Origin of the sequence: Corynebacterium suicordis DSM 45110, from assembly GCF_015351405.1 — a bacterium.
Classification (GTDB): Bacteria; Actinomycetota; Actinomycetes; order Mycobacteriales; family Mycobacteriaceae; genus Corynebacterium; species Corynebacterium suicordis.
The window spans coordinates 836,459-861,306 of the sequence record NZ_JADKMY010000001.1 but is presented as its reverse complement, the minus strand read 5'-3'; the positions used below and the strand labels follow the sequence as shown (position 1 = coordinate 861,306).

Sequence of the window (24,848 nt, the reverse complement as noted above, 5' to 3'; positions counted from 1 at the left end):
AGCGCTTAAACTACGTCATCCCACTTGGTGGTTTCACCGGAGGAGAGCCTGCCCTGCCCCTCGGCGTGGCTGAGATCCTGCACCATGTCCTGGGCAGTGTTCTGAATGGGGCTCTCCTGCGCGGTGGACTCCCCCGCTGCGGCCTGCTGCTGCACTGGCACCGCAGGCTCGGAAGCCTGCTGGGTAGCCTGCGGCGAAGTGGTGGCTCCGCGCAGGGTATCCCGTACGTTGGCCTTGCGCACGGTATCCACCGTCCCCTGTACGTCCTTCTTGGTACTATCCAGGCTGGTCAGGAAGGTGTCATCCCCATCCAGCAGGGTCTTGGTGATGAACCCCCGGGCACCCATCTGGCGAACATTGTTTAGCTCAGCCAGTGGCTTGGAGAATTGCTTGAACTCATCGCCGAATTCCCCGTCCAGCTGCTCCTTGGCCTGACCCACGGCATTGCGGATGGCCAAGATGATGGCCTGAACTTCCTTGATGAGGCCAGGCAGGCGCTCGGGACCGATGAGCAGGAACCCGACTATGAGGAGAACTAGGATTTCTCCAAAACCAACGTTAGAAAACACCCGTTTACCTTATCTCACTTGGGCCCGGCGAGGGGCAGCGATATCACTTGCTTCTCCGCTGTGCTTTGTGCATTTTTCGCAGCAGCAGATCCACGCCGTCGATGAAGGTTTCCGGGCGGCGGCAGCCGTCCACCCCGAACTGATGCGGGCGGGATTCTTGATCCGTGTTCTCGGGTATCCGGGAGAGCCGCTCGATGAGGGATCCCGAGGCCTTGACCTCGCAGTTCTCCCGCAGCCTTTCGCTGGCCTCGCGCTGCTTGGTTACCTGGGCGCGGCACTGCTCGCAGTGCACGATATGGACCTTGGCGCGGTGCTCTGCCCGGCGCGAAAGCTCGCCATCCGCCAGGGCGGCGATAGCTTCGAGGGAAAGGTGTTCAACCGAGAGTTGCGTGTCCGTTTCATCAATGTGAGAAACCATGGTGGCTGTCGGTATCCTTTCGCTCGAATCTCAAATCTGGGCTGTCATTGTTTTCACTGGCACTACCCGAAAATACTCGCTTTTTCTGCGAGCCTTTTTGGGGAGCTTTCGTTGCGAGAGCTAGCGGCCCACGTAACTCAGCTCGCCGCGCACTTCATCGCGCTCCAGCATGTCCCGCAGCTGCGCTCGCGAGCGGTGAATGCGAGAACGCACCGTGCCCATCTTCACGCCCAGCGTGGTGGCAATCTCCTCGTAAGACATGCCCAGCACGTCACACAGCACCACGGCCACGCGGAAATCCGGGGGCAGCTGATCCAGGGCCTTTTCCAGCGCGGGATCCAGGTTGTGCATTTCATAGTGCTGCTCGGGGTTGGGCGAGGTGCCCTCAACCCGGTCGTAATCCTCAGGCAACGCCTCCATGCGGATCGTGGAGCGGTGACGCACCATGTCCAGGAAGAGGTTGGTGGTGATGCGGTGCAGCCAGCCCTCAAAAGTGCCTGGTCGGTAGTTCTTCAGGCTGCGGAAGACGCGCATGAACGTTTCCTGCGTGAGGTCTTCGGCATCGTGCTGGTTACCGGAGAGGCGGTAGGCCAGTCGATACACGTTGTCCGCGTGCTGCTCTACCAGTTCGCTCCAGGAAGGCATGTCTCCGGAACCCGCGTCGAATTCGGCGGTGGATAATGCGGTGGCAGGCTCAGCGTGCGATGACATATACCAATATTGAATCACAGAGGTTCGACTTCCCTGAGTTTTGCCCATGTAATTACCTGTGAATCACGATGTCCCCGTGGTCACTGCTTTCACACGCGTTAACTCTTCTTTCTTTTTCGACGCCACCCCTCCAACACTCCGGGTGCTCACACAAGTTTTGGCAGTTCCTCCCCTATGGTTGCCGTTGTGAATGCTGCACAAACTTCCCCCCTCGAGTCGATCCGCTCTCTCGTCGCCGATACGGCTGCGCAGGATGAGATCATCGCCGCTGCCAATGAGGCCGCTGCAGAATTTGGCCTCTCCACCCCGGATGCCCTCACCACCGAGTTCCTGACATTCCTGGCCGCTCGCGCGGCAGCCAACGCTACCCAGGCTGCCCACACCCCCACGGCTATCGTCATGTCTCCCGCCTGTGGAGTGATCGGCCTGCACCTCTTCCAAGGCCTGAGCATGCAGGAGTCTAGCGTGCAGGGTGCGGGCAACGGGCACGTCACGTGCATCGAGCCCGAGGTGCAGCACCAGAAGCTGGCACGGATGGCATTCGAGGCTGCTGGAAAACGCCAGAACACCTTCCGCTTCCTCCCCAGCGCTCCGCTGGATGTGGTGGGCCGCTTGGCGCAGGATAGCTACGATATCGCCATCGCGGACACCCCGGAAGAAGACCTGCTGCGCATCGTGGAAGCCACGCTGCCCGCGCTGCGCCCAGGCGGAGTATTGGTGCTGCTGGATTCCCTGCTGGACGGCCTGATCGCGGATAGCTCCCGCACTGATCGCCAGACAGTGGCAGCTCGCGAGGCAGATAGTGCCATTCGGGATATGCCCGGAGTCACCTGCAGCCGCCTACCCCTGGGTGCTGGTCTCACGCTGATCACCAAGCACGCTTAGAGGCTTTCCCCAGATAGAAACAACCCCACAGGCTCCGCCGAATCAGGCGGGCTGTGGGGTTGTTGGCGTCGAAAAGAAGGGTTAGACCACTTCGTTCTTACCCACGCACACCACGCCACCCTGAGACACGGTGAAGCGCTCCTCGTCACGCTGGCGATCCACACCGATGATCTGGCCATCGTTGATGATCACGTTCTTATCGATGATCGCGTGCCGCACCACTGCGCCCTTGCCCACGCGCACGCCGGGCATGAGGACACAACCTTCCACCGTGGCGGAATCATCCACCACCACGTTCTCCGAAAGCACGGAGTTACGCACGGTGCCCGCGGAGATAATGGAACCAGCCGCCACCATTGAGGACTGCGCGATGCCGCCCTTGATGAACTTCGCGGGAGGCAAGTTGCCGGTTTCCGCGGTGTGGATGGGCCACTTCTGGTTGTACAGATTGAACACGGGGTGCACGGAAATGAGATCCATGTGCGCCTCGTAGAAGGCATCCACGGTGCCTACGTCGCGCCAATAACCCTTGTCGCGCTCGGTCTCGCCGGGGACGAAGTTCTCAGAGAAGTCGTACACATAGGCTTCGCCGCGATCCACGAGCATCGGGATGATGTCCCCGCCCATGTCGTTATTGGAATCCTCGTTCTCTGAATCCTCCTTGAGGGCATCGATGAGGGTCTGTGCCGTGAACACGTAATTGCCCATGGAGGCAAAGGCCACGGCGGGGTCATCGGGCACGCTCGGAGGATCAGCAGGCTTTTCGAGGAACTGCTCAATGCGGTTATCCTCACCGGCCTGGATCACTCCGAAGGCCGTGGCCTCTTCGCGGGGAACGCGCAGGCCAGCCACGGTGACACCAGCACCGGACTTGATGTGCGCCTCCACCATCTGTTCGGGATCCATGCGGTACACGTGATCCGCGCCGAAGACGATGATGTACTCGGGCTGCTCGTCGTACACCAGATTGAGGGACTGCAGGATGGCATCTGCGGAACCCGTGAACCAGCGACGACCCAGGCGCTGCTGCGCGGGCACTGGGGTGATGTACTGACCGGTGAGCCCGGAGAGCTGCCATGACTGGGAAATGTGGCGGTCCAGTGAGTGGCTCTTGTACTGGGTCAGCACGCAGATCTTGTGATAACCAGCGTTAACCAGATTGGACAAGACAAAATCGATCAGGCGGTAGTTGCCGCCGAAGGGCACGGCGGGCTTGGCGCGGTCGGCGGTGAATGGGAACAGGCGTTTGCCTTCACCACCAGCAAGAACGATGGACAGGACGTTTGGTGTGGTCTTCACACCTTCTACGGTAGTGAGGATCGCGAAACTTCGCCGGGCAAGCACCCCACAACGTGTCCAGATTTTGGCTTTCGCGCGGACATTCCCCCTCCATCGCACTACGCTGAAATGCATGCGTATCGCGATGCTCACCAAGGAATATCCACCGGAAATCTATGGCGGGGCCGGGGTTCATGTCACCGAGCTGACTCGCCACCTCCGCGAACTGGAGCAGGTGGACGTGCATTGCATGGGCGCCCCACGCGAAGAAGCCAATGTGTACGTGCACGGTGTGGATCCAGAACTGCAGGAAGCCAACGCTTCCGTGCGTACCCTTTCCACCGGCCTGCGGATGGCCAATGCGCTGGGTGAGGCGGACGTGGTGCACTCCCACACCTGGTACACGGGCCTGGGCGGGCATGTGGGCGGCAAGCTCTGGGGTATTCCTCACATCGCCACGGCTCACTCCCTGGAGCCGCACCGTCCGTGGAAGCGCGAGCAACTTGGCGGTGGATATGAGGTTTCTTCCTGGTCGGAGAAGAACGCCATGGAGAACGCGGATGCGGTGATTGCGGTATCGCAGAAGATGAAGGGTGCCATCTTGGAGGCGTACCCGAACATTGAGCCGGACAAGATCCACGTGGTGCTCAACGGCATCGATTCCGAGCTCTGGCAGCCCCGCCCCGCTTTCGCCGAAGCCCTGGAGGCCAGTGGGCGCAGCATCCTGGATGAGTTGGGGGTAGATCCCTCCCGTCCGCTGATCAGTTTCGTGGGTCGCATCACTCGCCAAAAGGGTGTGCCTCATCTGCTCAAGGCGATCCGCATGATGGACCCGGAGATTCAGGTGGTGCTGTGCGCCGGCGCGCCTGACACCCCGGAGATCGAGGCCGAGGTCACCGAACTGGTGCAGATCCTGCAGTCCGAGCGCGATGGCGTGCACTGGGTGAAGAACATGCTGGATAAGAATCTGCTACAGGAGATCCTCACCGCCTCCGATGCCTTCTTGTGCCCCTCCGTGTACGAGCCACTGGGAATCGTGAACCTCGAGGCCATGGCCTGCAACACGGCTGTGGTCGCCTCAGATGTGGGGGGCATTCCTGAGGTTGTCCAAGATGGGGTTACCGGAACGTTGGTGCACTACGAGGAGTCGGATCCCGAGGCCTTCGAAACCGGACTGGCAAAAGCCACAAATGACCTGCTGGCAGACCCCGCGAAGGTGGAGGCCTTTGGCGCGGCTGGTCGCGAGCGGGCAGTCTCCACTTTCTCTTGGGTAACCATTGCGGAAGAAACCATTCAGGTTTACCGCTCCCTCTTGTAGATTTCGCTGGTACAAAAGAATGTATGTCAACAAATTCTGTTAATACGCAGGCAGAAAACAGCACATCGCGACCAGAGCTCCACGTCACCGCAGAGCTCGGAACGCTGGAGGCACCAGCAGGTGCCATCGTGGCGGATAGGGATCTCCACGTATTCCACCAGTTCCGCCCCCGCCAGGGTGAGGGCTCGCGCTGGGCGCACCAGATAGCCTCCGATGTCCCCTATGACTGGGACGTGTGCGATGACGTGCTGGCCCCACAGGGCGATGAGATCGACGTGTTGGCCGGTTCTTCCATCAAGGTCTCCGCCGATCCGAACTTCGCTTCTGCCGAGACGGAAAACGCTGTCGAACTCTTCTTCGTGACCTCGACGCCACTAGATCCGCACTCAGACAAGGCGCAGCTGCAGGGCAACAATATTGACCACGGCAGCAAGGGATCGCGTCGCTTCCAGATTCAGCGCGCACACATCCCCGATGTCACGGAACTCCACGATGTCTCCGATGACCCCTCCCCTGCTGATCACCGCGTAGAGCGTTTGGGACCCATTGATATCGATGATTCCGCCCATTCGGTGCAGGATCTGGTGGCTCCCAACGTGCTGTGGCACGAGGGTTCTTGGTTGATGATCGCCCTCTCACTCACGGGTGAGACCGATGCCGAGGTGGTAGTTCTGCGTTCTACCGATCGGCAGAGCTGGAAGGTTCTGGGAGCACTCGAAGTTTCCCCGGAAGCCGAACTACCCGAGGGTCGCCCTTTCGCTCCCCGCTTGGTCTCCCTGCAGGATGAGGCCACCGGCAAGGATCACGATGTGCTGTTCGTGACCTACCCCAATGCGGATAACTCCCGCGAGTCCACCGGCTACGTGGTGGGCAAGCTGGACGGCGCGGAGTTCGCCGTCAGCACGCCTTATACCGTGTTGGACTTTGGCCATGACTTCACCCGCCCCCGGGTGATCTCCGGCGACCAACCCGTGATGTTCGGTCTGGTGGGAGCGCATCCTGATTTCCATGAGCAGTGGGCCAACTGCTTGTCCTCTCCTCGCTTCCTCACCCTGCTCAACGGCCACATTTTCCAGGATGTGGTGGGCGCTTCCCGCGCGGTGAAGGGCTACTCAGATCGCGCGCTGATCTGGACCGGGCAGCTGGATTGCAGCCAAGGTTCGGTGAACGTGGACATCCTGAATAAGGCAGGAGATCGCGTTACCCGCATCACCCACGATGGATCCACCGTCACCCTAACCCGCAATGAAGGCGATTCCGTGAGCGCCCAGCTCAGCGAATCCAGCTCCTCCACGCTCACCGTGTTCGTGGACGGCCCAATCTGCGAGGTATTCGTGGATGGTGGCGCGCTTTCCCTCACCAGCGCAATCCCCACGGATTTCAAGGTGGACTCCCTGCAAGCCGAGGTTTCCGGCGGTGCGGAGATCATCAACTCCATGCTCACCGTGGGCCAGGAAATCATGCGCTCCAGCGCAGGCTTGGACTCCCCTGAAGATCAGGAGCGTTTCATCGCGGAAGCCATCGAGGCTGATCGCGCTGTCGCTCGCGGAGAAGTTTCCGAAGACTAGACCTGCGCGCGCTTCGGCCTGCAAAGGCCTAGCGCAAGGTTCTTATAGCGCTAGGCCTAGCGCTAAGTTCCTAGGCCAGCGGGCGCAAACGGGTGATGGCCGCGCGAGCGGTCACATCCATGGACTCCGGCAGCTCAGCAATGCGCTCGCGGAGCACATCAGGGTGAATATGGCGCGCAGAGGGGCTCATGCCAATCTGCGCGGCAATGGAAGCCTGATCCAAGTTCATGGTGAATTCCACGATCTCGGAGGGGCCCACTGGCTCGAGGTGGCCGGAAGCCTGAGCAATCATCCGCTCCACCTTGCCCTCCTCCACATCAATGATGCCGAGAGGCTCGCGCAATTCGGCCATGTGCCCGGCGTCGGCGGTCAGCACCACCACTTCCCCCTTTGGGGAGAGGACACGAGCAAATTCTGCGGCGTTGCGGGGAGCGAAAACCACCATGATCGCATCGATGCTGTTCTCGCGCAGGGGCAGCTGAGACCAGGCGTCGGCAACAATGGCACCCACGCGAGGATGGGCCACGGCCAGGCGCTTAGCCGCTGCCGTGGAGACATCCAGGCCCACGCCGCGGGAGTTCTCGATGGTGTCCAGCGTGTGGGAGAGGTAGTAGCCGGTGCCAGCGCCCACCTCGACGATGCTGGGGCGAGCATCCACGGACGGTGCAGCGTTGTCCAGCACGGCTTCCACGTGGCTGGTCACGCTCTCCACGAAGGGAGCGAAATGGCCGCCGGATAGGAAGGTCTCGCGGGCATCGATCATCGAGGCATCATCGCCGGAGTAACGCAGCCCGGTTCCGCCGACCAAGGTCACATAACCCTGGCGGGCGACATCATAGCTGTGGCCGGTGGCGGAGGTGATGGTGCGCCATTGCTCATCGCCAGCGCGTAGTTCCGATCCATCGACAGGATCGATAAGCAGGTCGATGACATCCGCAAGCACAGGCTGCACTCCTTCGTGTGGAAAAGCTCGTGTGGAAAAGCTCCGGCGGCTGCGCGAGTTGTCATCTCGCGCCCGCTGGCCAGAGGGCTATTTTGAGCCGTTTATTGTGTCAACCACTGTACAATAGTTCGTGCTGCGAATCCCGTTCCGACTGGGCTAACCTCATCAAACGTGGATTCGGCGCGGCCGGGTCCGGCGATATCCAAGTGGATCAGCGGGACATCGCGGGTGAAGCGGCGCAGGAACATCGCTGCGGTGATTGCTCCGGGTCCTTGGGGGGTTTGTCGCACATCCGCCACCTCGGAATCCACGGCTGATTCCAGATGATCCAGCAGTGGCATTGGCCACCAGCGCTCACCCACCGAGGCTCCGCGGCGAGCCAACTTCACTCCGCGTGACCAGTTCGGTGCGAAGACCGCACCAGTGCGCGTTCCCAGCGCCAACTTGGCGGCACCCGTCAGCGTGGCCACCGTCACCACGGTGGAAGGGCGGAACTTCTTGCAGCCGTAGCTGAGCGCATCGGCCAGCACCATGCGGCCCTCGGCATCAGTGTTGGCCACCTCGGTGGTGATCCCGCCATAGTGCTCCACCACGTCTCCCGGCCGGTAGGAGTTTCCGTCCACCATGTTCTCTGCCGCGGGGATCAGAGCCACGATCTTGCGCGGAACTTGACGCTCCGCCAGCAACCGAAAGGCGGCGAGCACGGAAGCTCCACCGGTCATATCGGTGCGCATGGTGTCCATGCCAGCAGCAGGCTTGATGCTGATTCCACCGGTATCGAAGGTCACGCCCTTGCCCACCAGCAGCACGGTGTTACGCCGACGCTTCTTCCCCACTTCTTCCGGATCCCACACCAGCTGAATCAAGCGCGGTGGGCGCGCCGAGCCGCCTCCCACGGCCAGCACTCCCCCGAAGCCCTTGCTCTCCAGCCACTGCTCATCGCGCACCTTGACCTGCACTCCGGGGATGTCCTTGAGCACGCGCTTGGCCTGCTCTGCCAGCCATTCCGGAGACTTCACATTAGCGGGCGCATTAGCCAGATCACGGCTCAGGCACGTGGCCGCTCCGAGCTCCGCCCCTTCGATCACGGCGCGGTTCATCTTGTCCAGGTTCAGCACCGAACTAGCCACCAGGTGAATGCTCCGCACCCGCGCAGGGCGCTTCTGGTTGGTGGTCACGAAACTTTGCCCACCCACGGTCAGCCCGATGGCCAGGTTCCGCAGATTCTGCTGGCTGGCAGTAGACGGCAGCGAAATCTGAATCACATGCTTCTTCGCCTTCACCGGATGACCCTCGATGATCTTGTTCATCCGGCGCACCAGCTGCGCACCCGCCCCCCGCCAGCCTTCTTCGAAGAACTCGGGGGTCTCGGAAAGATCCAGAAGTTGCGTCGGCTCCTCCAACACACCGACCTCCCACGAACCGTCCGCCTGCAGCACCACGCCCTTGCTGCCAGGCACGATGCGCACGTCGATGATCTCGCTGCCTTCCTTGCGCGAAGCCGGCTCGCCATAAGTGATGGAGGGTACGGGCTGAGGGATAGCGGGGATCGGGGTCACTGTGAGTCTCCTTGTTGCATTTCAAAGCTGGCCAGGCGGGCTGTTACTCGACGCAAATACTCGTCCACTTCCTGCTGGTTGTATCCACGCAGAGAGGTGGTGAAACGCACGCTATCCACGTTGCGGGCGGTCACGGGCCACTCTGCAAGCTGACGCTGATGCTCTTCGGCCAGAAGTCCCTTTTTCGCCGGTGGCAAAAGTTCGCCGCGGCCCACCACTGTGGCGAGCACGTACGTCAATAATGCACCGACCAGCATCGCGCCAATCAATGAAAACAACCAGTACATGGAAACTAATCTACCTCGGCTTGAAAGCGGCCAATCTCCCGGTCCAGCGCAGCCGATTGCTGGCGCAGCTCCTCGCGACGCTCCAGAAGGTCATCAACCCGCTGGTCATGGGCGGAAACGATGAAATCAACCGCTTCCTTCGGATCATCCGTGACGAAGAAGAGATCGGGGTCATCCGCGTTAATCATGGCCTCATCCACCAGGCGAGCGCGGATCCAGTCCACCAGGCCGCCCCAGAATTCGGTGCCGATCAGGACGATGGGGAACTTCTGGATCTTTTCGGTCTGCACCATCACCAGTGCCTCGAAGAGTTCATCCAGGGTGCCGAATCCACCGGGCAGGCAGATGTACGCCTGTGAGTACTTGAGGAACATGGTCTTGCGCACGAAGAAATAGCGGAAGTTGAGGCCCAGGTCCACCCAGTCGTTGAGGCCCTGTTCCATGGGGAGCTCGATGCCCAAGCCGATGGACAACCCGCCTGCTTCCTGCGCGCCGCGGTTGGGCGCTTCCATGAGTCCTGGGCCGCCACCGGTGATGGTGGCGTATCCGGCCTCGGTGATCAGCTTGCCCAGTTCCCTGCCCAGCTCGTAGTAGGCATGTCCCGGCTTCACGCGGGCGGAGCCGAACACGGTGATGGCTTTGGGGATCTTGGCCAGCGCGCCAAAGCCATCCACGAACTCGGATTGGATGCGCATGACCCGCCAGGGATCGGTGTGCAGCCAATCCACGCTGTTCTGCTCGCCCAGGAGGCGCTGGTCGGTGGTTGATTCCTGCTTGCCTAGCTGGCTGCCGCGGAGCATGACCGGGCCGCGGAGGCCGAAATCATTCCGGCCCTGTGGGGATTGTGGCTGCTTATCCATGTTTTCTCACTCCGACTATCGGTTGCTGGGATTGTTAGGTTTGTTTTTGCTGGTTTATTCGGGGGAATTGCTGCGCTGTCAGGCGCGGAGTTACTTGCTCGTGAGGAACTTGTGCAGCTGTTCAGAGACCGTCGTGATCTGCTGCACGGGGCACCGCTCCTCGCGCGTGTGCGCAAGGCCCGGATTTCCGGCGCCGAAGTTGACCGCAGGAATGCCCAATTGTGTGAAGCACGCCACGTCCGTCCATCCGAACTTCGGGTGGACATTGCCTCCCGTGGCCTCCACCAGACGCTGTGTGACTGGCTGGTCCAGGCCGGGCAGGGCACCGCTTGCCGTGTCATCAATCTCCAGGGTGAAGCCCTCGTGCGGATTCTCCGGCGTACCGATCCCGAGCACTTCATAGGTATGGGTGAGGGCTTGCTCAACGGTGCGGTTGGGCGCGAAGCGGAAGTTCACGAAGCCCCATGCCTCATCCGGGATGGTGTTGGTGGCCACACCGGATTCCGCGATCACAAAGTTCAATCCCTCGCGGTACGTGAGACCATCGATCTCCACATCTTGGGCCTCATAATCCGCCACCCGGGTAATCACCCGGGCCAGCTTGTGCAGGGCGTTATCCCCCAGCCAGCTGCGCGCGGAGTGCGCCCGCTGGCCGAGTGCAGTGACCTTGAGCCGCAGCGTGCCCTGGCAACCGGCCTCGATCTGCGCGTTGGAAGGCTCACCCAATAGCGCGACAGAGCCTTCCAGTAGTTCTGGATCCGATTGCACCAGGTGATGCAGGCCGTTGTACTTGGTGGCCACCTCTTCACCTTCGTAGAGCACCAAGGTGAGGTCCCGCTGCAGGTCCGCGGACTGCGCCAGCGTGGCAAAGGCGTGCATGTAGCAGGCGGCTCCGGATTTCATGTCCACGCTGCCCAGGCCAAAGAGGATTTCCTCACCCGTTTCTGGATCCGGCCCAATGCGTGAGGGCAAATTCTCCGCCGGAGGCACCGTATCGATGTGACCGGCGAGGATCACCCGATCCCCCAAGCCCCTGTCGGTGCGGGCCACCAGAGTGTTGCCGCGACGCTGCACCTCCACACCGGGGATTTCCCTCAGTGCCGGTTCCAGCGTGTCTGCGATGACCTGCTCCTGGTGCGATTCACTGTAAATATCCACCAAAGCAGCAGTCAGCGAAATGGGATCTTGAAACAGGTCTATCGATCCTGTTCCGCGAAACTGTTCATAATCCTGGGGTTGCTCGTTTTTAGCCATCGTTTCTCATCGTATAGATAAGGCAGACATTGCACAGGGACAGAGAATTTGTGAGATTTCCATAACCCGTAGGTCAATGTGCGACAATTCTCGCTATGACAACACCTTCTACTGGGTCTCCCGCGCAACTCGGGCACGGGCTGAAGACTCGACACCTCACAATGATGGGCCTGGGCTCTGCCATCGGCGCTGGTCTATTCCTCGGCACCGGAGTTGGCATTAATGCTGCTGGCCCGGCTGTGCTTCTCTCCTACATCGTCGCCGGAATCCTCGTGGTTTTCGTGATGCAGATGCTCGGAGAAATGGCTGCCGCTCGCCCCGCTTCCGGCTCCTTTGCCACCTATGCCCGCATGGCATTCGGCAACTGGGCCGGTTTCTCTTTGGGCTGGTTGTACTGGTTCATGCTCATCATGGTGATGGGTGCGGAGATCACCGGCGCTGGCGCCATCATGGGTCAGTGGTTCGGTGTGCCCGGCTGGATCCCCGGATTGGTCGCAGTCTGCCTGTTCACGGTGGTCAACCTCGCCGCCGTCCGTGGCTTTGGCGAGTTTGAGTACTGGTTCGCGTTCATCAAGGTGGGCGTGCTGGTCCTCTTCCTGATCATTTCCGCAGGTCTGATGTTCAACCTCTTCCCCAATTACGAGTCCCCAGGTTTGTCCAACTACTCGGACTTCATGCCCAATGGCATTTCCGGTTTGGCCGTGGGCCTGCTGGCTGTGGCCTTCGCTTTCGGCGGTATTGAGATCGTCACCATCGCCGCCGCTGAATCCGAGAAGCCCAGCGAATCCATTGCCGCAGCCGTGCGCGCAGTGATCTGGCGCATCTCCGTGTTCTACCTGGGCTCCGTGTTCTTCATCGCCGCCCTGCTTCCGCCAAGCGATCTGGGTCAGGCCGAAAGCGCTGAAGAATCCCCCTTCACACGGATCCTCGGTTTCGCGGAGATCCCTGGCGTGGTGCTCATCATGGAGATCGTCATCGTCATCGCCCTGCTGTCTGCGTTCAACGCGCAGATCTACGCCACCTCACGCTTGGTCTACAGCTTCTCCCACCAGGGCTATGCTCCCAAGGTGTTCCGCAAGCTCAGCGCTGGCCGGGTGCCCATCTTTGCCGTCGTCTCCTCCCTCGTCTTTGCTTTCATCTCCGTGGCGCTGCAGGTCTGGGGACCGGCCAACCTCATCAACATCCTCTTCAACGCCGTGGGTGGCTCGCTGCTGGTGATCTGGGCCATGATCACTCTGTCCTCCATCCGCCTCCGTCCAGTCCTGGAAAAGGAAGGCAAACTCCTGGTGCGCATGTGGGGCTACCCGGTGCTGCCATGGATCACGTTCTTCCTGGTGGTGGGCCTCGGTCTGCTCATGCTCTGGGATGAGAGCGCTCGCCTGCAGGTTGTCACCGTGGCTATCGCCTTCGCGGCTCTCTCCCTGCTGGGTTGGGTCGTGGGTAAGAATCGCACCGAGCCGGATTACGATGATTCCCTCGCCCGCACCGAGCCTGCGGCACCCGCCAACTAACTTCCACCCACTAGTTTTCCGAAACCTGCGGGCCACCAGCGCCCGCGGTTTCGGTAGGATTCACCACTATGACTGCTGCTATAGGTAATGGATTTGCAACGCTGACCGAGAAGGACGTTGTCCTCGATGCTTGGTTCACCAACTTCGAGCTCGCGGATTCCTCCAGCGAGAACGCGGGCACCACTGAGGTTGATGCCGCTGAAGTCAGCCCGGAGGCCGCTGACTTGGTGGGCGCCGACGAGATCCGTGGCGTGCGCCGCGTGGCCATCCGCACGGTGATCGCGGATCTGGATGCTGCTCCCACCGATGCCTATGATGCGTACCTCCGCCTCCACCTGATCTCCGGTCGCCTGATCCAGCCACACGGCTGCAACCTGGATGGCGTGTTCGGCCTGCTCAGCAACGTGGTGTGGACCAACCACGGCCCCTGCGCAGTGGAAGGCTTCGAGCTCACCCGCGCTCGCCTGCAGGCACAGCGTGGCCCCGTCACCGTGTACTCCATCGATAAGTTCCCCCGCATGGTGGATTACGTGGTGGCCACCGGGGTTCGCATCGGCGATGCTGACCGCGTCCGCCTCGGTGCTCACCTCGCCGAAGGCACCACCGTGATGCACGAGGGCTTCGTGAACTTCAATGCGGGAACCCTGGGTTCCTCGATGGTCGAAGGCCGCATCTCCGGCGGTGTGCTGGTGGGCGATGGCTCCGATATCGGCGGCGGCGCCTCCATCATGGGCACGCTGTCCGGTGGCGGCAAGCAGGTCATCTCCATCGGTCGCGGTTGCCTGCTGGGCGCAAATGCCGGCGTGGGAATTTCCCTGGGTGACAACGTGGTGGTGGAGGCTGGCCTCTACATCACCTTCGGCACCAAGGTCACCCTCGAGGATGGCACCGTGGTCAAGGCATCCGAGCTTTCCGGCAAGTCCAACCTCCTTTTCCGCCGCAACTCCGTCAGTGGAGCCGTGGAGGCAGTCACCGCTGGTGATCAGTCCGTGGAGCTCAACGAGGACCTCCACAAGAACTAGTCCAATCCCGGCGCCTCCCAGCGCACGCGCCCCATCGTGGGCTCCACGAGCTCCAGTTGCACCGCCCGCAGCTGGAGCTTTTCTGCGCCTTCCTCCCACAGATCCGCCACCCGCACCTGCGGATACGTGTCATCCCCCGCAATCGGCATCCCCAGGTGATTCATCACCACCCGCAGCTGATGAGTGTGCCCGGTGCGCGGCTCCAGCCGAAACTCCCTCTCCCCCGTCCGCGTCACCCACGTCTCGGTCACCTTCCCCCGCGCATCCACCGTCACGTGCGGATCCCCCTTCACTTTGCGCATCGGCAGTTCAATCCTCGTTCTTTTTCCCGACGCCACCCCTGCCCCCACAGCTCCGGCAAACCTCAGAACGTGGTCCACATCCGCGTGTGTGCGCGCCACGTACACCTTGGACACCTCATGGCGCTGGAACTGGGTTTGGAGCATGCCTCGGGTAGGTAGGCGTCGAGAAAGAAGGAGGATGCCACCTGTGAGACGATCCAAGCGATGCGCGGCCACCAAACCGGGTTCCGCGCGACGGGTGCGCAAGAGGGTCTGGGCGGTAGCGCGCATGAGGCGACCGTTGGGAGTGGAGGGCAGGCCGTGGGGTTTGTCCACAATTAGGACATCAGGGGTCTCCGCCAACACGTTGATGGGGAGGCGCAAGAGGTGCGGGGGCTCTGGGCCGATCTCCGGGAAATGCCAGGCGGGTATCGGTTTTGCCAGCGCGGTGCCGGGGATGAGGAGCTGGCCCGCGGGATAAGGGGAATCACCAGCGGCGGCAGCGAGGTATTCCACCCCGTCCTCGGGAACCGTGCCGGAAAGCAGGCTGCGCTGCGCAGAAATGCCCTCTCTGGGCTCGGGTGCCCAGCGCTGCAAATCCACGTGGGTGGGCTATTGAGGGTCGAGGGGCTGCGCGTTGAGACGCTCGGCAGCGGCCTCAATCTGCTCATCAGTGGCGGTCAGGCCGATGCGCACGTAGTTCGCACCGGCTGGGCCGTAGAACTCACCGGGGGCGCAGAGGATGCCCAGCTCGGCCAGGCGGTTCAGCGTCTCTCGGCCATCGCGACCCTCGGTGGCCCAGAGGTACAGGCCAGCCTCGGAGTGCTCGATGGTGAATCCAGCTTGCTCCAGAGCACTGCGCAACACGTTGCGACGGTAAGCGTAGAGGGTCTTCTGCAGCTGCTCGTGGCCATCATCCTCGAGGGCAGCCACCATGGCAGCTTGGATCGGCCCGGGATTCATTAGCCCAGCGTGGCGGCGCACTTCCAGCAGCTCCTGGATCAGCTTCGGATCGCCTGCCAGCCATCCGGCGCGGTAGCTGGCCATGTTGGAGGTCTTGGACAGCGAATGTACCGCGATCAGGTTGGTGAAGTCTCCCCCGCACACTTCAGGATCCAGGATGGAGCGGGGGCGTTCGCCTTCCCATCCCAGTCCCAGGTAGCACTCGTCGGAGACCACGATCGTGCCGCGTTCGCGAGCGAACTGCACCATCTTGCGCAGGTGATCCACGCCCAAGACCTTGCCGTGCGGGTTTGCCGGGGAGTTCAAGTAGAACAGCGCTGGCGAGCTAGGCCCGAGACGAAGAAGCGAATCGCTGCGCAGCACCTCGGCCCCAGCCAACTTCGCGGAGACCTCATAGGTGGGATAGGCCAGTTCTGGGATGACTACGGTGTGCCCCGCGTCGATTCCCAGGAGTGTGGGAAGCCACGCGATGGCTTCCTTGGTGCCGATCACGGGCAGCACGTGGTGCTCCGGATCCAGGCCGGTCACGCCATATCGACGTTCCATGGCGCTGGTGATAGCGCCGCGCAAGCGAGCCGTGCCCTTGGTCTGCGGGTAACCGGGTACCGCGGCAGATTCCGCGAGTGCCAGCTGGATGCTCGGGGAAACCCGATCAATGGGAGTACCCACCGAGAGGTCAACGATGCCCTCTGGGTGCGCGGATGCCGTGGCTTTGGCATCGGCAATGGAATCCCACGGGAAATCCGGGAGGCGTTCAGCAACGGGAACTCGCGGCGCGGCCATCTTTACTCAGCCTGCGGGGGAAGCTTGGCGATCATTTCGGCATCGAAGTCCTGTGGTCCCAGCTTGGCTGCGCCACCGGGAGATCCAAGATCATCGAAGAACGCAGCGTTGGCCGCGTTGTAGGGCTCCCACTCGTCGGGAACATCGTCTTCGTAGAAGATTGCCTCAACGGGGCACACTGGCTCACAAGCGCCGCAGTCCACGCACTCGTCTGGGTGGATGTAGAGCATGCGCTTGCCCTCGTAGATGCAATCCACTGGGCATTCCTCAACACAAGCGCGGTCGAGGACATCAACACAAGGCTGTGCGATGGTGTAGGTCATCGTCGGCTACCGACCTTTCTTTTGCCCGGGAGATTCGTCTGTCTCCCGAACAGCGTCTGAACAGATCTGTCTATTTACAGAATATACCGCAATACTAAATCAAGCTTCTATTGTTCCACCGCTGGGGGGTCAAAGGAAAACCGAGGAGCCAGGGGCCAGAAGCCGCCAGCGATCCCGCCAAGCATCAGCGCGATGGACCACAGGCTACCCGGCATCAACACGTCCCCACCCATCCCCAGTGCAGGCCAGGCGGTCAAAACCACGAAACCAAAGACCCACGCTGCCAGGGGAATTCCGGCGATCAGTTTGTTCTCCGTCCACAACAATGCCGTGGAACTGATCACGTAGAGCATGAATGTGGCAAAGATCACCGTCCACGGAAACGGCAGATTCAGGCTTCCCACGGTGATGCGCGCGCCCACGTACAACACGCACACGAACAAGCAGAACAGCGCGCCGATGGTCAGCCACACGATGCCGGAGATCCGCTCCGCCTTGGATGTATCCCTGCGCACCTGAGACTTTTCCGGATTCCCCCAGTTCGGCTCATCTTTTACCTCAGGAGGCATCACTGGCCTCCCCGGCAAAGAGCTGCTCTGCGTAGTTCTGCGCAACCCCGGGCACGCTGTAGCCCACCGCATAGGCTTCCGTATCCAGCAGCGGTTGCGCCACCAGGTTACTCAGTGCCCACATCGGCTGATCCTGCCCCTCGGGCAGTTCGGCGATCTCCGGGCGGGCCGTTTCGGATTGACCATCAGCCATCCAGATCTGAGTGACATGCGCGGCCATCGCCCGCTGCTTGGCCTCCACATCAGCTGCCGTGCCGTGAATGTGAAAATCCACCTCGCTGGCATCCACCGAAGCGATTTCCCCTTCCTCGGGGTACGTCCACGGTGCGGGAGCGTTCACCCCGCGCAGTCCGGCTTCGACATCCTGAGTCACCGTGCGCGCCCACAAGATCTGTTGCACGCTCGGCACGGCACCGTCTTCCACTGCCGCATGGGTGATCTCATGCGCGCGGATATGATCTGGATGCCCATAACCACCATCCGGGGCATACGTGACCAGAATGTCTGGCTGTAGTTCCCGCAGAATCTCCTGCAGCTGGCTGACCTGCTGGGGAAAGTTCTCGGGAGCGTCTGGGTTGGAGAAAGCCACGGGATTCTGGGCGGACTCAGAACCCGCCATCCCAGAGTCCCGCCACGTGCCGATCCCGTCCAAAAGCCGAGGTTGGGAATTCTCTGTCCCCAAAGCCGCCAATGCGCGTTCCAGTTCCCCCAGCCGGTATCCGCCGAGCAGCCCAGTCTCCGCTGCCACCAGCCGTTGATAGTCCCCGATGACCTCCCCTTCCTCACCCAAGGTGCAGGTCACCACAGTCACCTGAGCACCCCGGCGAGCGGCATGTGCCAGCAGCAATCCGGTAGAAATCGATTCATCATCGGGGTGCGCATGCACCGCCACGATCCGCACGTTCGCTAGATCCTGCACTGTTAATTCTCTCCTTCGAGAGGAACGCTCTCGCTTGTTCCGTGCCGCTTCTTCCACTCGGGCGCCGTGACCATCACCGCACTGTACGGATCCACCGCCCACGCATCCAGGGAAGCCGCTGGCCCTTCGATCCCTTCCCCCAAAGCTACCGTGAGTTGATCGCGCACCAGAGGCACCACGATATTCGCCTCGGCAATATGCCCCTCAATACTTCCCCGCTGACTGTCCAGCGTGGACTGCCCCGTGACCACCGCACCCAGCTGCTTGTTCAGCTCCGGATCGCAGTACCCGGTGACGTTCCCGGAGTATGGCAGCAATTTTTTATCCGACGCCACCCCTGCCCGCACCGCGGTTTTTCGTTCCACACAGGAGAACTGGTCAAGGTAGTCCGCACCGCTGCGGGCGGTTTTTTGCCAACTCACCAGCATGTCCACGGTGCCGCCAGGGACATCCTCGCGGAATAGTGCGGAGGCTTCTTTGGTCACCACTCGCGCGGCAATACCAGCGGATTTCAGCTGGTCAGCTGCCACGCGCGCAGCGGATACTGCGGCTTGGTCATCTGTGGGGGCACCAATCACCAGAACACCATCGGCCTCTGAGCGTCCGAGTTTGCGCATGTCTTCCGGCGCAGGCACTTCCCCCTGAGGCTCACCCTGGCCGGGAGCACTCACCGCGACCGCTTCAATCTCGGGCTGCGCCGGGCGCTGTGCCTGGGCGTTCTCCGTGGCGATCTGCGCAATGAGAGCAGGATTGAGCTCGCGCAGGACCTCCCCGCGCTTCTCAGCCGTGTCCAGGACGGAACTACGCACGTTCATGGATAGGCTCAGGTCCACTCCCCTGTCCACGGTGCGATGCTGCACGTCGGGCAGGGATTTCAGAGCGATGTTTGTGATCTCGCTGGGTTGGGAGATCATCATTTCAATCTGCTGGCTGCGCAGCATCTGCATGCCCGTGGAGAGATCCGGCATGCGATCAAAAATCAGCTGATCAGTAGCCGCAGTGGTGGTTCCCCAATAGCGATCATTGCGTCGCAACTCCACCTTTCCCCGGCCTTCATCAATGCTGCTCACCGAATAAGGACCACCAGAGGCAGCCATGGCCCCGTCCATCATCGTGGAAAAAGGATGATTCTCCGCCCCATAAATGTGGCTGGGAAGCAGATGACGGAACAGGGTTTGCCAGCCAGCGAAAGGCTCAGCGAACTTCACCGCGATGGCGCCGGAGCGGGTGGGCTCAATGGATTTGATCAAGCCATAGGAAGCCGCTTCACTAGCCGCGGGATTGCTGCCGATCTCCTCGCTGAGGTACCGGAAATCGCTGATGGTCACCGGCGTTCCATCCGACCACTGAGCCGCAGGGTTCAGGGTGTAGGTGACCTCAGTGGGCGCCGCAGGATCATTGGGCTGCACACTTTTCAGCAGATCTGGATCCATCTCCCAGGACTCGCCTGCGCGACGAAAAGTACTGGGCAGGGTGAGATCTGCGATACCCATCACCACGGGGTTCACATTGCCCGTGAGATGAGGGTTCAAGTTGTCGGTGAATTGACCCACACCAACGTGGAGCTCCAACTCCTCAGCATTGGGAGGAGCTGTGGGTTGGGTGGTCTCCGCTTCCGTGGAAGCGGGGTCCTCCACCGTGGGTGCATCCCCCGGGTTGGCTTGGCAAGCTACCAGCAGAAGAATGGAGAGTGGCGTCGCCAAAAAGGCGACCCCCCGCCACCTACGCTCCCGAGAGCCAGAAGAAAACCGAGTCAACAATACGCACCCACCTGAGAGGCGAAACTAGGACTGAGAAGCCTGGTTACGCTGCTTATCGCGAGAACGAGCGCGGCCACGCTCGGTAGCGTTCAGGATCACCTTGCGCACGCGAATGGTCTCTGGGGTGACCTCGACACACTCGTCGCCACCACAGAACTCCATGGCCTCTTCCAGGGTCAGGTTCTTCGCCTTCGCCAAGGTCACGGTTGCATCCGCGTTTGCGGAACGCATGTTGGTGAGCTTCTTTTCCTTGGTGATGTTGATGTCCATATCTTCATCACGGTTGTTGGCACCCACCACCATGCCCTCGTATGCCTGCACGCCTGGCTCCACGAAGAAGGAACCGCGGTCGGACAGCTGCGTGAGTGCATAAGCGGTGATCTGACCGGTGCGGTCAGCAACCAGGGAGCCGGACGCGCGACCCTTGATCTCGCCAGCCCAAGGCTGGTAGCCAGCGGAGTAGCTGTTGGCGATACCGGTACCGCGGGTCTCAGTCATGAACACGGTGCGGAAGCCGATGAGGCCACGGGCAGGAACCACGAAGTTCATGCGGATCCAGCCGGAGCCGGTGTTATCCATGCCCTCCATGCGGCCCTTGCGGGCAGCCATCAGCTGGGTCACGGCACCGAGGTGCTCTTCAGGAACATCGATGATGAGGTGCTCGTATGGCTCCTGCAGGGTGCCATCGATGGTGCGGGTAACCACCTGTGGCTTACCGACGGTCAACTCGAAGCCTTCGCGACGCATGGTCTCCACGAGGATGGACAGAGCCATTTCGCCACGACCCTGAACTTCCCAGGCATCCGGGCGATCGGTTGGGAGCACGCGGATGGACACGTTGCCGATGAGTTCCTGATCCAAGCGAGCCTTCACGACGCGGGCGGTGAGCTGGTCGCCGCCACCCTGGCCTGCCATTGGAGAGGTGTTCACACCAATGGTCATGGAGATGGCTGGCTCGTCCACGGTGATACGTGGCAGAGCGACTGGGTTTTCTGGGTCAGCGAGGGTATCGCCGATCATGATGTTATCGATGCCGGAGATGGCCGCGATATCACCAGCGATGATCTCATCGGCAGCCACGCGGGTCACGCCCACGGTGCGCAGCAGTTCAGCGATCTTCGCGGTCTTGGTGTGCTCCACGCCGTCTTCGTCGTAGTGGATCCAAGCCACCTGCTGGCCCTTGCGCAGACGTCCGGCGTGGATACGCACCAGACCGATACGTCCGAGGAAGGTGGAGGAGTCCAGGTTGGCAACGTGTGCCTGCAGAGGCGCATCGATGTCAGCGGAAGGCTCTGGAAGGGTTTCGTACAGCACGTCGAACAGTGGCTGGAGATCCTCGGACTCAGGAACGTTGCCGTTGCCTGGGTTCTCGGTGGATGCCTTGCCTTCACGGCCGGAGCTGTACAGAACCGGGAGATCCAGCAGCTTCTCTGCGGCCAGGGCAGCATCTTCGTCTTCCAAGGTAGAGGCCAGCTCGAGGAGCAGGTCCTGAGCTTCATCCACTACCTCGTCGATGCGGGCATCGGGACGGTCGGTCTTATTCACACAAATGATGACGGGCATCTTGGCAGCGAGTGCCTTACCCAGCACGAAGCGGGTCTGAGGCAGTGGGCCTTCAGAAGCATCCACCAGCAGCACCACACCGTCCACCATGGACAATGCGCGCTCCACCTCTCCACCGAAGTCGGCGTGGCCTGGGGTGTCAATCACGTTAATGATGAGGTCCTGGCCATCTTTGCCGGCTCCCTTGCGGCGAATCGCGGTGTTCTTCGCGAGGATGGTGATGCCCTTTTCCTTTTCCAGGTCGCCGGAGTCCATCACGCGTTCTTGCACTTCACCGTGGGCTTCGAAAGCACCCGATTGGTGGAGCATGGCATCCACGAGGGTGGTCTTGCCATGGTCAACGTGTGCGACAATCGCGACATTGCGGAATTCAGTAAGGGTCACAGATCCAAAACTTCCTGATAGCTCTAGGGGTTAACTTCTCAAGGCTACCCTCTAGAGCCCAATTCCTCTTACTCGAGAGGGGGTCGGGGTGAGCTTTTATGTGATTTTTAGCTGTTTCTGCAGTTTTTAGGAAATATTGTTTTACGGGTGATACTGTATGCCCAAGGCAAATATTTTGTTACTGACGTGACAATTGTTACGTGTGTGACTACTGTTAACTCATACTTAGTGTGGCTCGACGTATCTCACATCACCGCCATCCCGCATTTCCGTGGGAACACTCCATGACTCTCAAGAGAACTTTCCAGAGGAAACGAAAGGTTGACCGTGGCTATTTCACGACGCACCTCCCGAGCAATCGCAGCTATCACCACCGCAATTGCACTGTCCGTACCGGCCGCGATCGCCCCCGCCACCGCAGCTCCAGCTGGGGTCATCGATTCCCTGGGACGCCCTTCTGCGGAGGTATTGGCCCAAATGGAGGGCCTGGCGAACAACCCCGCCACGCCAGCTCAGGTGAAGCCAATTCTCCTGAAGCTCGTGGGCTTCTTCCGCGGTGATGGCGAGCCAGGCGTGGATATCCCACAGCTGAACAACGCTTTCACCCAGTTCGGCTGGCCAACCATTGCCGGCTCTTGCATCGACGGCAAGTCAAACGCCGTGGGCACCGCTGTTGCAGTTCCCGGCCCTTCCCCACTGCCACTGCCTGGCGTGAAGCAGGGTGAAGTGAGCTACATCTTCACCGCTCTGGGCACCGGCACCGCCGCACAGCACCAGAACACCCAGATGAACGTGCAGTGGGTCAACATCAACAACGGCCGGATGGGCACTACCCCTCTGAAGTACACCGGTATCAACCCCGAAGGCCCAGCTACCGTGAACGGTCTGGCAAACACCGGCTCGGGCACGGTCCTGGCAGTGGTCACCGGTGGCGTGACCACCAACAACGAGGGTGGCCAGCCTTCCAACTGTGAGTTCCTGCCAACCGCAGCGATCATCCCAGTTCGCTAGGAACCACTCTTCGCTGATTGCACAGCGAAAAGAAGAACCCGCTCTCGGTGAGAGCGGGTTCTTTCTCTTTATTTGGTCTTGCTATTTAGTACTGACCGTTGCCGTACTGGCCATTACCAAACTGATCGTTATTGAACTGGCCGGCTCCGAACTGATTGGGCTGAAAACCCTGCTGCGGCTGATTCCACAGTGCCAGAGCCTCAGGATCTTCCCACTCTGCCTTCATCTTTTCTGGGGCACTTTCCAAGATGGTCATCACCAGAACCACCAGGCCACCAAATGGAATGAAGGAGATCAAGTACCACCAGCCGGAGAAACCGGCATCATGCAGGCGGCGAATGGTCACCGACAGACTTGGGATGATAGTCGCCAGTAAAAACAGCAGCAGCAAAACCATTGGGATGAACGCGGCGCCAGAAGGCTCTTCGCTAGGGCTACTGGTTGCCCCACCAATGATTCCAGAAGCAACACCGAGAACGAGCCCGATCAAAGTCAGGCCGAGAGTAGCCCACCAGTACTCAGAGCGGGATGCCCTGCCGTGGAATCGGAATGCCTTCTTGAAGAAGCGAGACATCGCCCCGCCCATTCCAATTCCTCGAGCTGGCAAGCACAGCGGTGGCTCGCCGGCGTAGTTCGCGGCAGGGTCAGCTTGCGGAGAAAATTGCTGCTGCCCGTAGGCGTTCTGCCCCGGCACGTTTTGGCCGTAAGCGTTCTGTCCGTATGGCTGCTGCCCGTAGGCATTCTGGTCTGGGGATCCTTGTGGATAAGTCATAGAAGAATTCTATAACAGCAATTTAGAGTCGGCTTAGCATACGCAAACTGCATGCCCACCCCCAGACAGACCTGCTAGGCGAGGATCTGGCGACCCATCACCATGCGACAGATCTGGTTGGTGCCTTCGTAGATCTGGGTGATCTTGGCATCACGCATCATGCGCTCCAGCGGGAAGTCGCGGGTGAAGCCGTATCCACCCAGCAACTGCACAGCGTCCACGGTGACTTCCATGGCCACGTCGGAAGCAAAGGTCTTGGAACCAGCGGCAAGAAGACCCAGCTTCTCACCGTTTTCAGCCACGCCACGCTCGGCGTTGGAGGCGGCGGTGTAGATCATGAGACGGGCGGCGTCGATCTTCATCTTCATGTCAGCCAGCATGAACTGGGTGTTCTGGAAGTCCGCGATGGCCTTGCCGAACTGCTTGCGCTCCTTGACGTATGCCACGGCCTCATCGAACGCACCCTGGGCGATACCCAGTGCCTGCGCACCGATGGTTGGACGTGTGTGATCCAAGGTCTGCAGCGCGGTCTTGAAGCCGGTGCCTTCCTCGCCAATCATGCGGGAAGAAGGAACACGGCAATCCTCGAAGTACAGCTCAGCGGTTGGGGATCCCTTGATGCCCAGCTTGTGCTCCAGGCCGCCCACGCGGAAACCTGCATCATCCTTGTGCACCATGAATGCGGAGATGCCACGGGCACCAGCTTCTGGATCCGTGACAGCCATGACGGTGTACCAGCTGGAACGTCCGCCGTTGGTGATGAAGCACTTGGAGCCGTTGATGACCCAGTCATCGCCATCGCGCACTGCGCGGGTCTTCATGGCACCGGCATCGGAGCCGGCCTCGCGCTCGGTGAGGGCGTAGGAAGCCATCTCACCATTGGCGATGTCCTGCAGAACCTCGCGCTTGAGCTCCTCGGAGCCGTTGAGGATCAGACCCATGGTTCCCAGCTTGTTCACCGCGGGAATCAGGGAGGAAGAACCACACACGCGAGCCACTTCCTCGATGACGATGACAGCAGCCAGGGAATCTCCGCCCTGCCCGCCGAATTCATCGGGCACGTGGATGGCGTTGAAGCCAGAGGCGTTCAGCGCCTGAAGAGCCTCTTCTGGGAAGCGCTCGTTCTCATCCACATCAGCTGCGTGGGGAGCGATCTCTTGCTCTGCCAGTCCGCGGATGGCGCTGCGGAGTTCCAGGTACTCATCGGGGAGGCGGAAGGGCTCGAAGTCCGGGTTAAAACCCATAGTGCGTCAGCAACCTTTCGGTAGTTTTTCAATCGTTAATAGTGCGTTATCTCCCACGATACGCGGGAGCGGGCGGAGGTTTGAAGAAAGCAC

Annotated in this window: 24 protein-coding genes; 6 read left to right on the top strand and 18 right to left on the bottom strand. The window is 60.9% G+C overall.

The genetic code is table 11. The annotated features are described in order from the left end of the window. Positions 1–5: 5 nt before the first annotated feature. The 3 genes from IRY30_RS04055 to sigE form a co-directional block, all read right to left on the bottom strand. A complete protein-coding gene (locus IRY30_RS04055; protein WP_194556080.1) occupies positions 6–569 on the bottom strand; it encodes a Sec-independent protein translocase family protein in 564 nt (187 codons plus the stop codon). A 43-nt stretch (positions 570–612) separates the two neighbouring features. Next, positions 613–987 (bottom strand): anti-sigma factor, encoded by a 375-nt coding sequence (locus IRY30_RS04050; RefSeq protein ID WP_194556079.1) that lies wholly within the window; start codon positions 985–987, stop codon positions 613–615. 120 nt (positions 988–1,107) lie between these two features. Continuing rightward, complete coding sequence (gene sigE, locus IRY30_RS04045; protein ID WP_194556078.1) at positions 1,108–1,698, bottom strand: RNA polymerase sigma factor SigE; 591 nt, start codon at positions 1,696–1,698, stop codon at positions 1,108–1,110. Between the two features lie 186 nt (positions 1,699–1,884). Here sigE and IRY30_RS04040 point away from each other — a divergent pair, with 186 nt between their 5' ends. After that, positions 1,885–2,583, top strand: coding sequence for an O-methyltransferase (locus IRY30_RS04040; RefSeq protein WP_309825149.1), 699 nt, complete (start codon positions 1,885–1,887; stop codon positions 2,581–2,583). A gap of 81 nt (positions 2,584–2,664) precedes the next feature. Here the strand turns inward: IRY30_RS04040 and glgC are convergent, their stop codons facing one another. Beyond that, positions 2,665–3,882, bottom strand: coding sequence for a glucose-1-phosphate adenylyltransferase (gene glgC, locus IRY30_RS04035; protein WP_309825151.1), 1,218 nt, complete (start codon positions 3,880–3,882; stop codon positions 2,665–2,667). A gap of 112 nt (positions 3,883–3,994) precedes the next feature. On the opposite strand from glgC, the gene glgA reads away from it, so the two are divergent. Together glgA and IRY30_RS04025 are read left to right on the top strand one after the other, a co-directional pair. Then, positions 3,995–5,179, top strand: coding sequence for a glycogen synthase (glgA, locus tag IRY30_RS04030; protein WP_194556075.1), 1,185 nt, complete (start codon positions 3,995–3,997; stop codon positions 5,177–5,179). Between the two features lie 23 nt (positions 5,180–5,202). Further along, entirely contained in the window at positions 5,203–6,747 is a 1,545-nt protein-coding gene (locus tag IRY30_RS04025; protein WP_194556074.1) for a GH32 C-terminal domain-containing protein, read from the top strand. 70 nt (positions 6,748–6,817) lie between these two features. On the opposite strand, the gene IRY30_RS04020 is transcribed toward IRY30_RS04025, so the two are convergent. The 5 genes from IRY30_RS04020 to dapE all read right to left on the bottom strand — a co-directional run bounded on the left by IRY30_RS04020 (position 6,818) and on the right by dapE (position 11,650). Beyond that, positions 6,818–7,690, bottom strand: coding sequence for a methyltransferase domain-containing protein (locus IRY30_RS04020; protein ID WP_194556073.1), 873 nt, complete (start codon positions 7,688–7,690; stop codon positions 6,818–6,820). Between the two features lie 101 nt (positions 7,691–7,791). Continuing rightward, positions 7,792–9,249 (bottom strand): leucyl aminopeptidase family protein, encoded by a 1,458-nt coding sequence (locus tag IRY30_RS04015; RefSeq protein WP_194556072.1) that lies wholly within the window; start codon positions 9,247–9,249, stop codon positions 7,792–7,794. Continuing rightward, positions 9,246–9,536: a DivIVA domain-containing protein gene (locus IRY30_RS04010; RefSeq protein WP_194556071.1), complete on the bottom strand. Its 291-nt coding sequence runs from the start codon at positions 9,534–9,536 to the stop codon at positions 9,246–9,248. Before IRY30_RS04010 ends, IRY30_RS04015 begins: the two co-directional genes overlap by 4 nt. A 5-nt stretch (positions 9,537–9,541) precedes the next feature. Beyond that, positions 9,542–10,396, bottom strand: coding sequence for an LOG family protein (locus IRY30_RS04005; protein ID WP_194556070.1), 855 nt, complete (start codon positions 10,394–10,396; stop codon positions 9,542–9,544). Positions 10,397–10,486: 90 nt separating this feature from the next. Next, complete coding sequence (dapE, locus tag IRY30_RS04000) at positions 10,487–11,650, bottom strand: succinyl-diaminopimelate desuccinylase (protein ID WP_194556069.1); 1,164 nt, start codon at positions 11,648–11,650, stop codon at positions 10,487–10,489. A 95-nt stretch (positions 11,651–11,745) separates the two neighbouring features. Here dapE and IRY30_RS03995 point away from each other — a divergent pair, with 95 nt between their 5' ends. Both IRY30_RS03995 and dapD read left to right on the top strand, forming a co-directional pair. Further along, positions 11,746–13,161: an amino acid permease gene (locus IRY30_RS03995; RefSeq protein ID WP_194556068.1), complete on the top strand. Its 1,416-nt coding sequence runs from the start codon at positions 11,746–11,748 to the stop codon at positions 13,159–13,161. Positions 13,162–13,229: 68 nt separating this feature from the next. Further along, complete coding sequence (gene dapD / locus IRY30_RS03990) at positions 13,230–14,183, top strand: 2,3,4,5-tetrahydropyridine-2,6-dicarboxylate N-succinyltransferase (RefSeq protein WP_194556067.1); 954 nt, start codon at positions 13,230–13,232, stop codon at positions 14,181–14,183. On the opposite strand, the gene IRY30_RS03985 is transcribed toward dapD, so the two are convergent. The 7 genes from IRY30_RS03985 to typA form a co-directional block, all read right to left on the bottom strand. Further along, entirely contained in the window at positions 14,180–15,067 is an 888-nt protein-coding gene (locus tag IRY30_RS03985; RefSeq protein ID WP_309825162.1) for a pseudouridine synthase, read from the bottom strand. The genes dapD and IRY30_RS03985 overlap by 4 nt on opposite strands. Before the next feature lie 9 nt (positions 15,068–15,076). Beyond that, a complete protein-coding gene (gene dapC / locus IRY30_RS03980; RefSeq protein WP_194556066.1) occupies positions 15,077–16,210 on the bottom strand; it encodes a succinyldiaminopimelate transaminase in 1,134 nt (377 codons plus the stop codon). Positions 16,211–16,212: 2 nt separating this feature from the next. Continuing rightward, positions 16,213–16,533 carry a ferredoxin gene (fdxA, locus tag IRY30_RS03975; RefSeq protein ID WP_194556065.1) on the bottom strand — a complete coding sequence of 107 codons (321 nt, stop codon included), beginning with the start codon at positions 16,531–16,533 and terminating at the stop codon, positions 16,213–16,215. 107 nt (positions 16,534–16,640) lie between these two features. Then, positions 16,641–17,102 (bottom strand): hypothetical protein, encoded by a 462-nt coding sequence (locus IRY30_RS03970; protein ID WP_194556064.1) that lies wholly within the window; start codon positions 17,100–17,102, stop codon positions 16,641–16,643. Continuing rightward, complete coding sequence (gene mshB, locus IRY30_RS03965; protein ID WP_194556063.1) at positions 17,092–18,021, bottom strand: N-acetyl-1-D-myo-inositol-2-amino-2-deoxy-alpha-D-glucopyranoside deacetylase; 930 nt, start codon at positions 18,019–18,021, stop codon at positions 17,092–17,094. The genes IRY30_RS03970 and mshB overlap by 11 nt, the downstream gene beginning before the upstream one ends. Before the next feature lie 2 nt (positions 18,022–18,023). Further along, complete coding sequence (locus IRY30_RS03960) at positions 18,024–19,724, bottom strand: ABC transporter family substrate-binding protein (RefSeq protein ID WP_194556062.1); 1,701 nt, start codon at positions 19,722–19,724, stop codon at positions 18,024–18,026. An 81-nt stretch (positions 19,725–19,805) separates the two neighbouring features. Continuing rightward, on the bottom strand, positions 19,806–21,728 hold the full coding sequence (typA, locus tag IRY30_RS03955) for a translational GTPase TypA (RefSeq protein WP_194556061.1): 1,923 nt from the start codon (positions 21,726–21,728) through the stop codon (positions 19,806–19,808). Positions 21,729–22,055: 327 nt separating this feature from the next. On the opposite strand from typA, the gene IRY30_RS03950 reads away from it, so the two are divergent. Beyond that, positions 22,056–22,739, top strand: a complete 684-nt coding sequence (locus IRY30_RS03950; protein ID WP_194556060.1) for an Rv1157c family protein — start codon at positions 22,056–22,058, stop codon at positions 22,737–22,739. An 85-nt stretch (positions 22,740–22,824) separates the two neighbouring features. On the opposite strand, the gene IRY30_RS03945 is transcribed toward IRY30_RS03950, so the two are convergent. Further along, positions 22,825–23,511: a DUF805 domain-containing protein gene (locus IRY30_RS03945; protein ID WP_194556059.1), complete on the bottom strand. Its 687-nt coding sequence runs from the start codon at positions 23,509–23,511 to the stop codon at positions 22,825–22,827. 74 nt (positions 23,512–23,585) lie between these two features. Then, positions 23,586–24,755, bottom strand: a complete 1,170-nt coding sequence (locus IRY30_RS03940; RefSeq protein ID WP_194556058.1) for an acyl-CoA dehydrogenase family protein — start codon at positions 24,753–24,755, stop codon at positions 23,586–23,588. Positions 24,756–24,848 lie beyond the last annotated feature (93 nt).

Bases quoted from the DNA above. Each gene is read 5' to 3' on its own strand.
- IRY30_RS03945 (WP_194556059.1), bottom strand. From the start codon at position 23,511: ATGACTTATCCACAAGGATCCCCAGACCAGAATGCCTACGGGCAGCAG.
- sigE (WP_194556078.1), bottom strand. From the start codon at position 1,698: ATGTCATCGCACGCTGAGCCTGCCACCGCATTATCCACCGCCGAATTC.
- IRY30_RS04005 (WP_194556070.1), bottom strand. From the start codon at position 10,396: ATGGATAAGCAGCCACAATCCCCACAGGGCCGGAATGATTTCGGCCTC.
- IRY30_RS04050 (WP_194556079.1), bottom strand. From the start codon at position 987: ATGGTTTCTCACATTGATGAAACGGACACGCAACTCTCGGTTGAACAC.
- IRY30_RS04010 (WP_194556071.1), bottom strand. From the start codon at position 9,536: ATGTACTGGTTGTTTTCATTGATTGGCGCGATGCTGGTCGGTGCATTA.
- dapD (WP_194556067.1), top strand. From the start codon at position 13,230: ATGACTGCTGCTATAGGTAATGGATTTGCAACGCTGACCGAGAAGGAC.
- IRY30_RS04025 (WP_194556074.1), top strand. From the start codon at position 5,203: ATGTCAACAAATTCTGTTAATACGCAGGCAGAAAACAGCACATCGCGA.
- IRY30_RS03970 (WP_194556064.1), bottom strand. From the start codon at position 17,102: ATGCCTCCTGAGGTAAAAGATGAGCCGAACTGGGGGAATCCGGAAAAG.
- glgA (WP_194556075.1), top strand. From the start codon at position 3,995: ATGCGTATCGCGATGCTCACCAAGGAATATCCACCGGAAATCTATGGC.
- dapC (WP_194556066.1), bottom strand. From the start codon at position 16,210: ATGGCCGCGCCGCGAGTTCCCGTTGCTGAACGCCTCCCGGATTTCCCG.
- IRY30_RS03995 (WP_194556068.1), top strand. From the start codon at position 11,746: ATGACAACACCTTCTACTGGGTCTCCCGCGCAACTCGGGCACGGGCTG.
- IRY30_RS03940 (WP_194556058.1), bottom strand. From the start codon at position 24,755: ATGGGTTTTAACCCGGACTTCGAGCCCTTCCGCCTCCCCGATGAGTAC.
- fdxA (WP_194556065.1), bottom strand. From the start codon at position 16,533: ATGACCTACACCATCGCACAGCCTTGTGTTGATGTCCTCGACCGCGCT.
- dapE (WP_194556069.1), bottom strand. From the start codon at position 11,650: ATGGCTAAAAACGAGCAACCCCAGGATTATGAACAGTTTCGCGGAACA.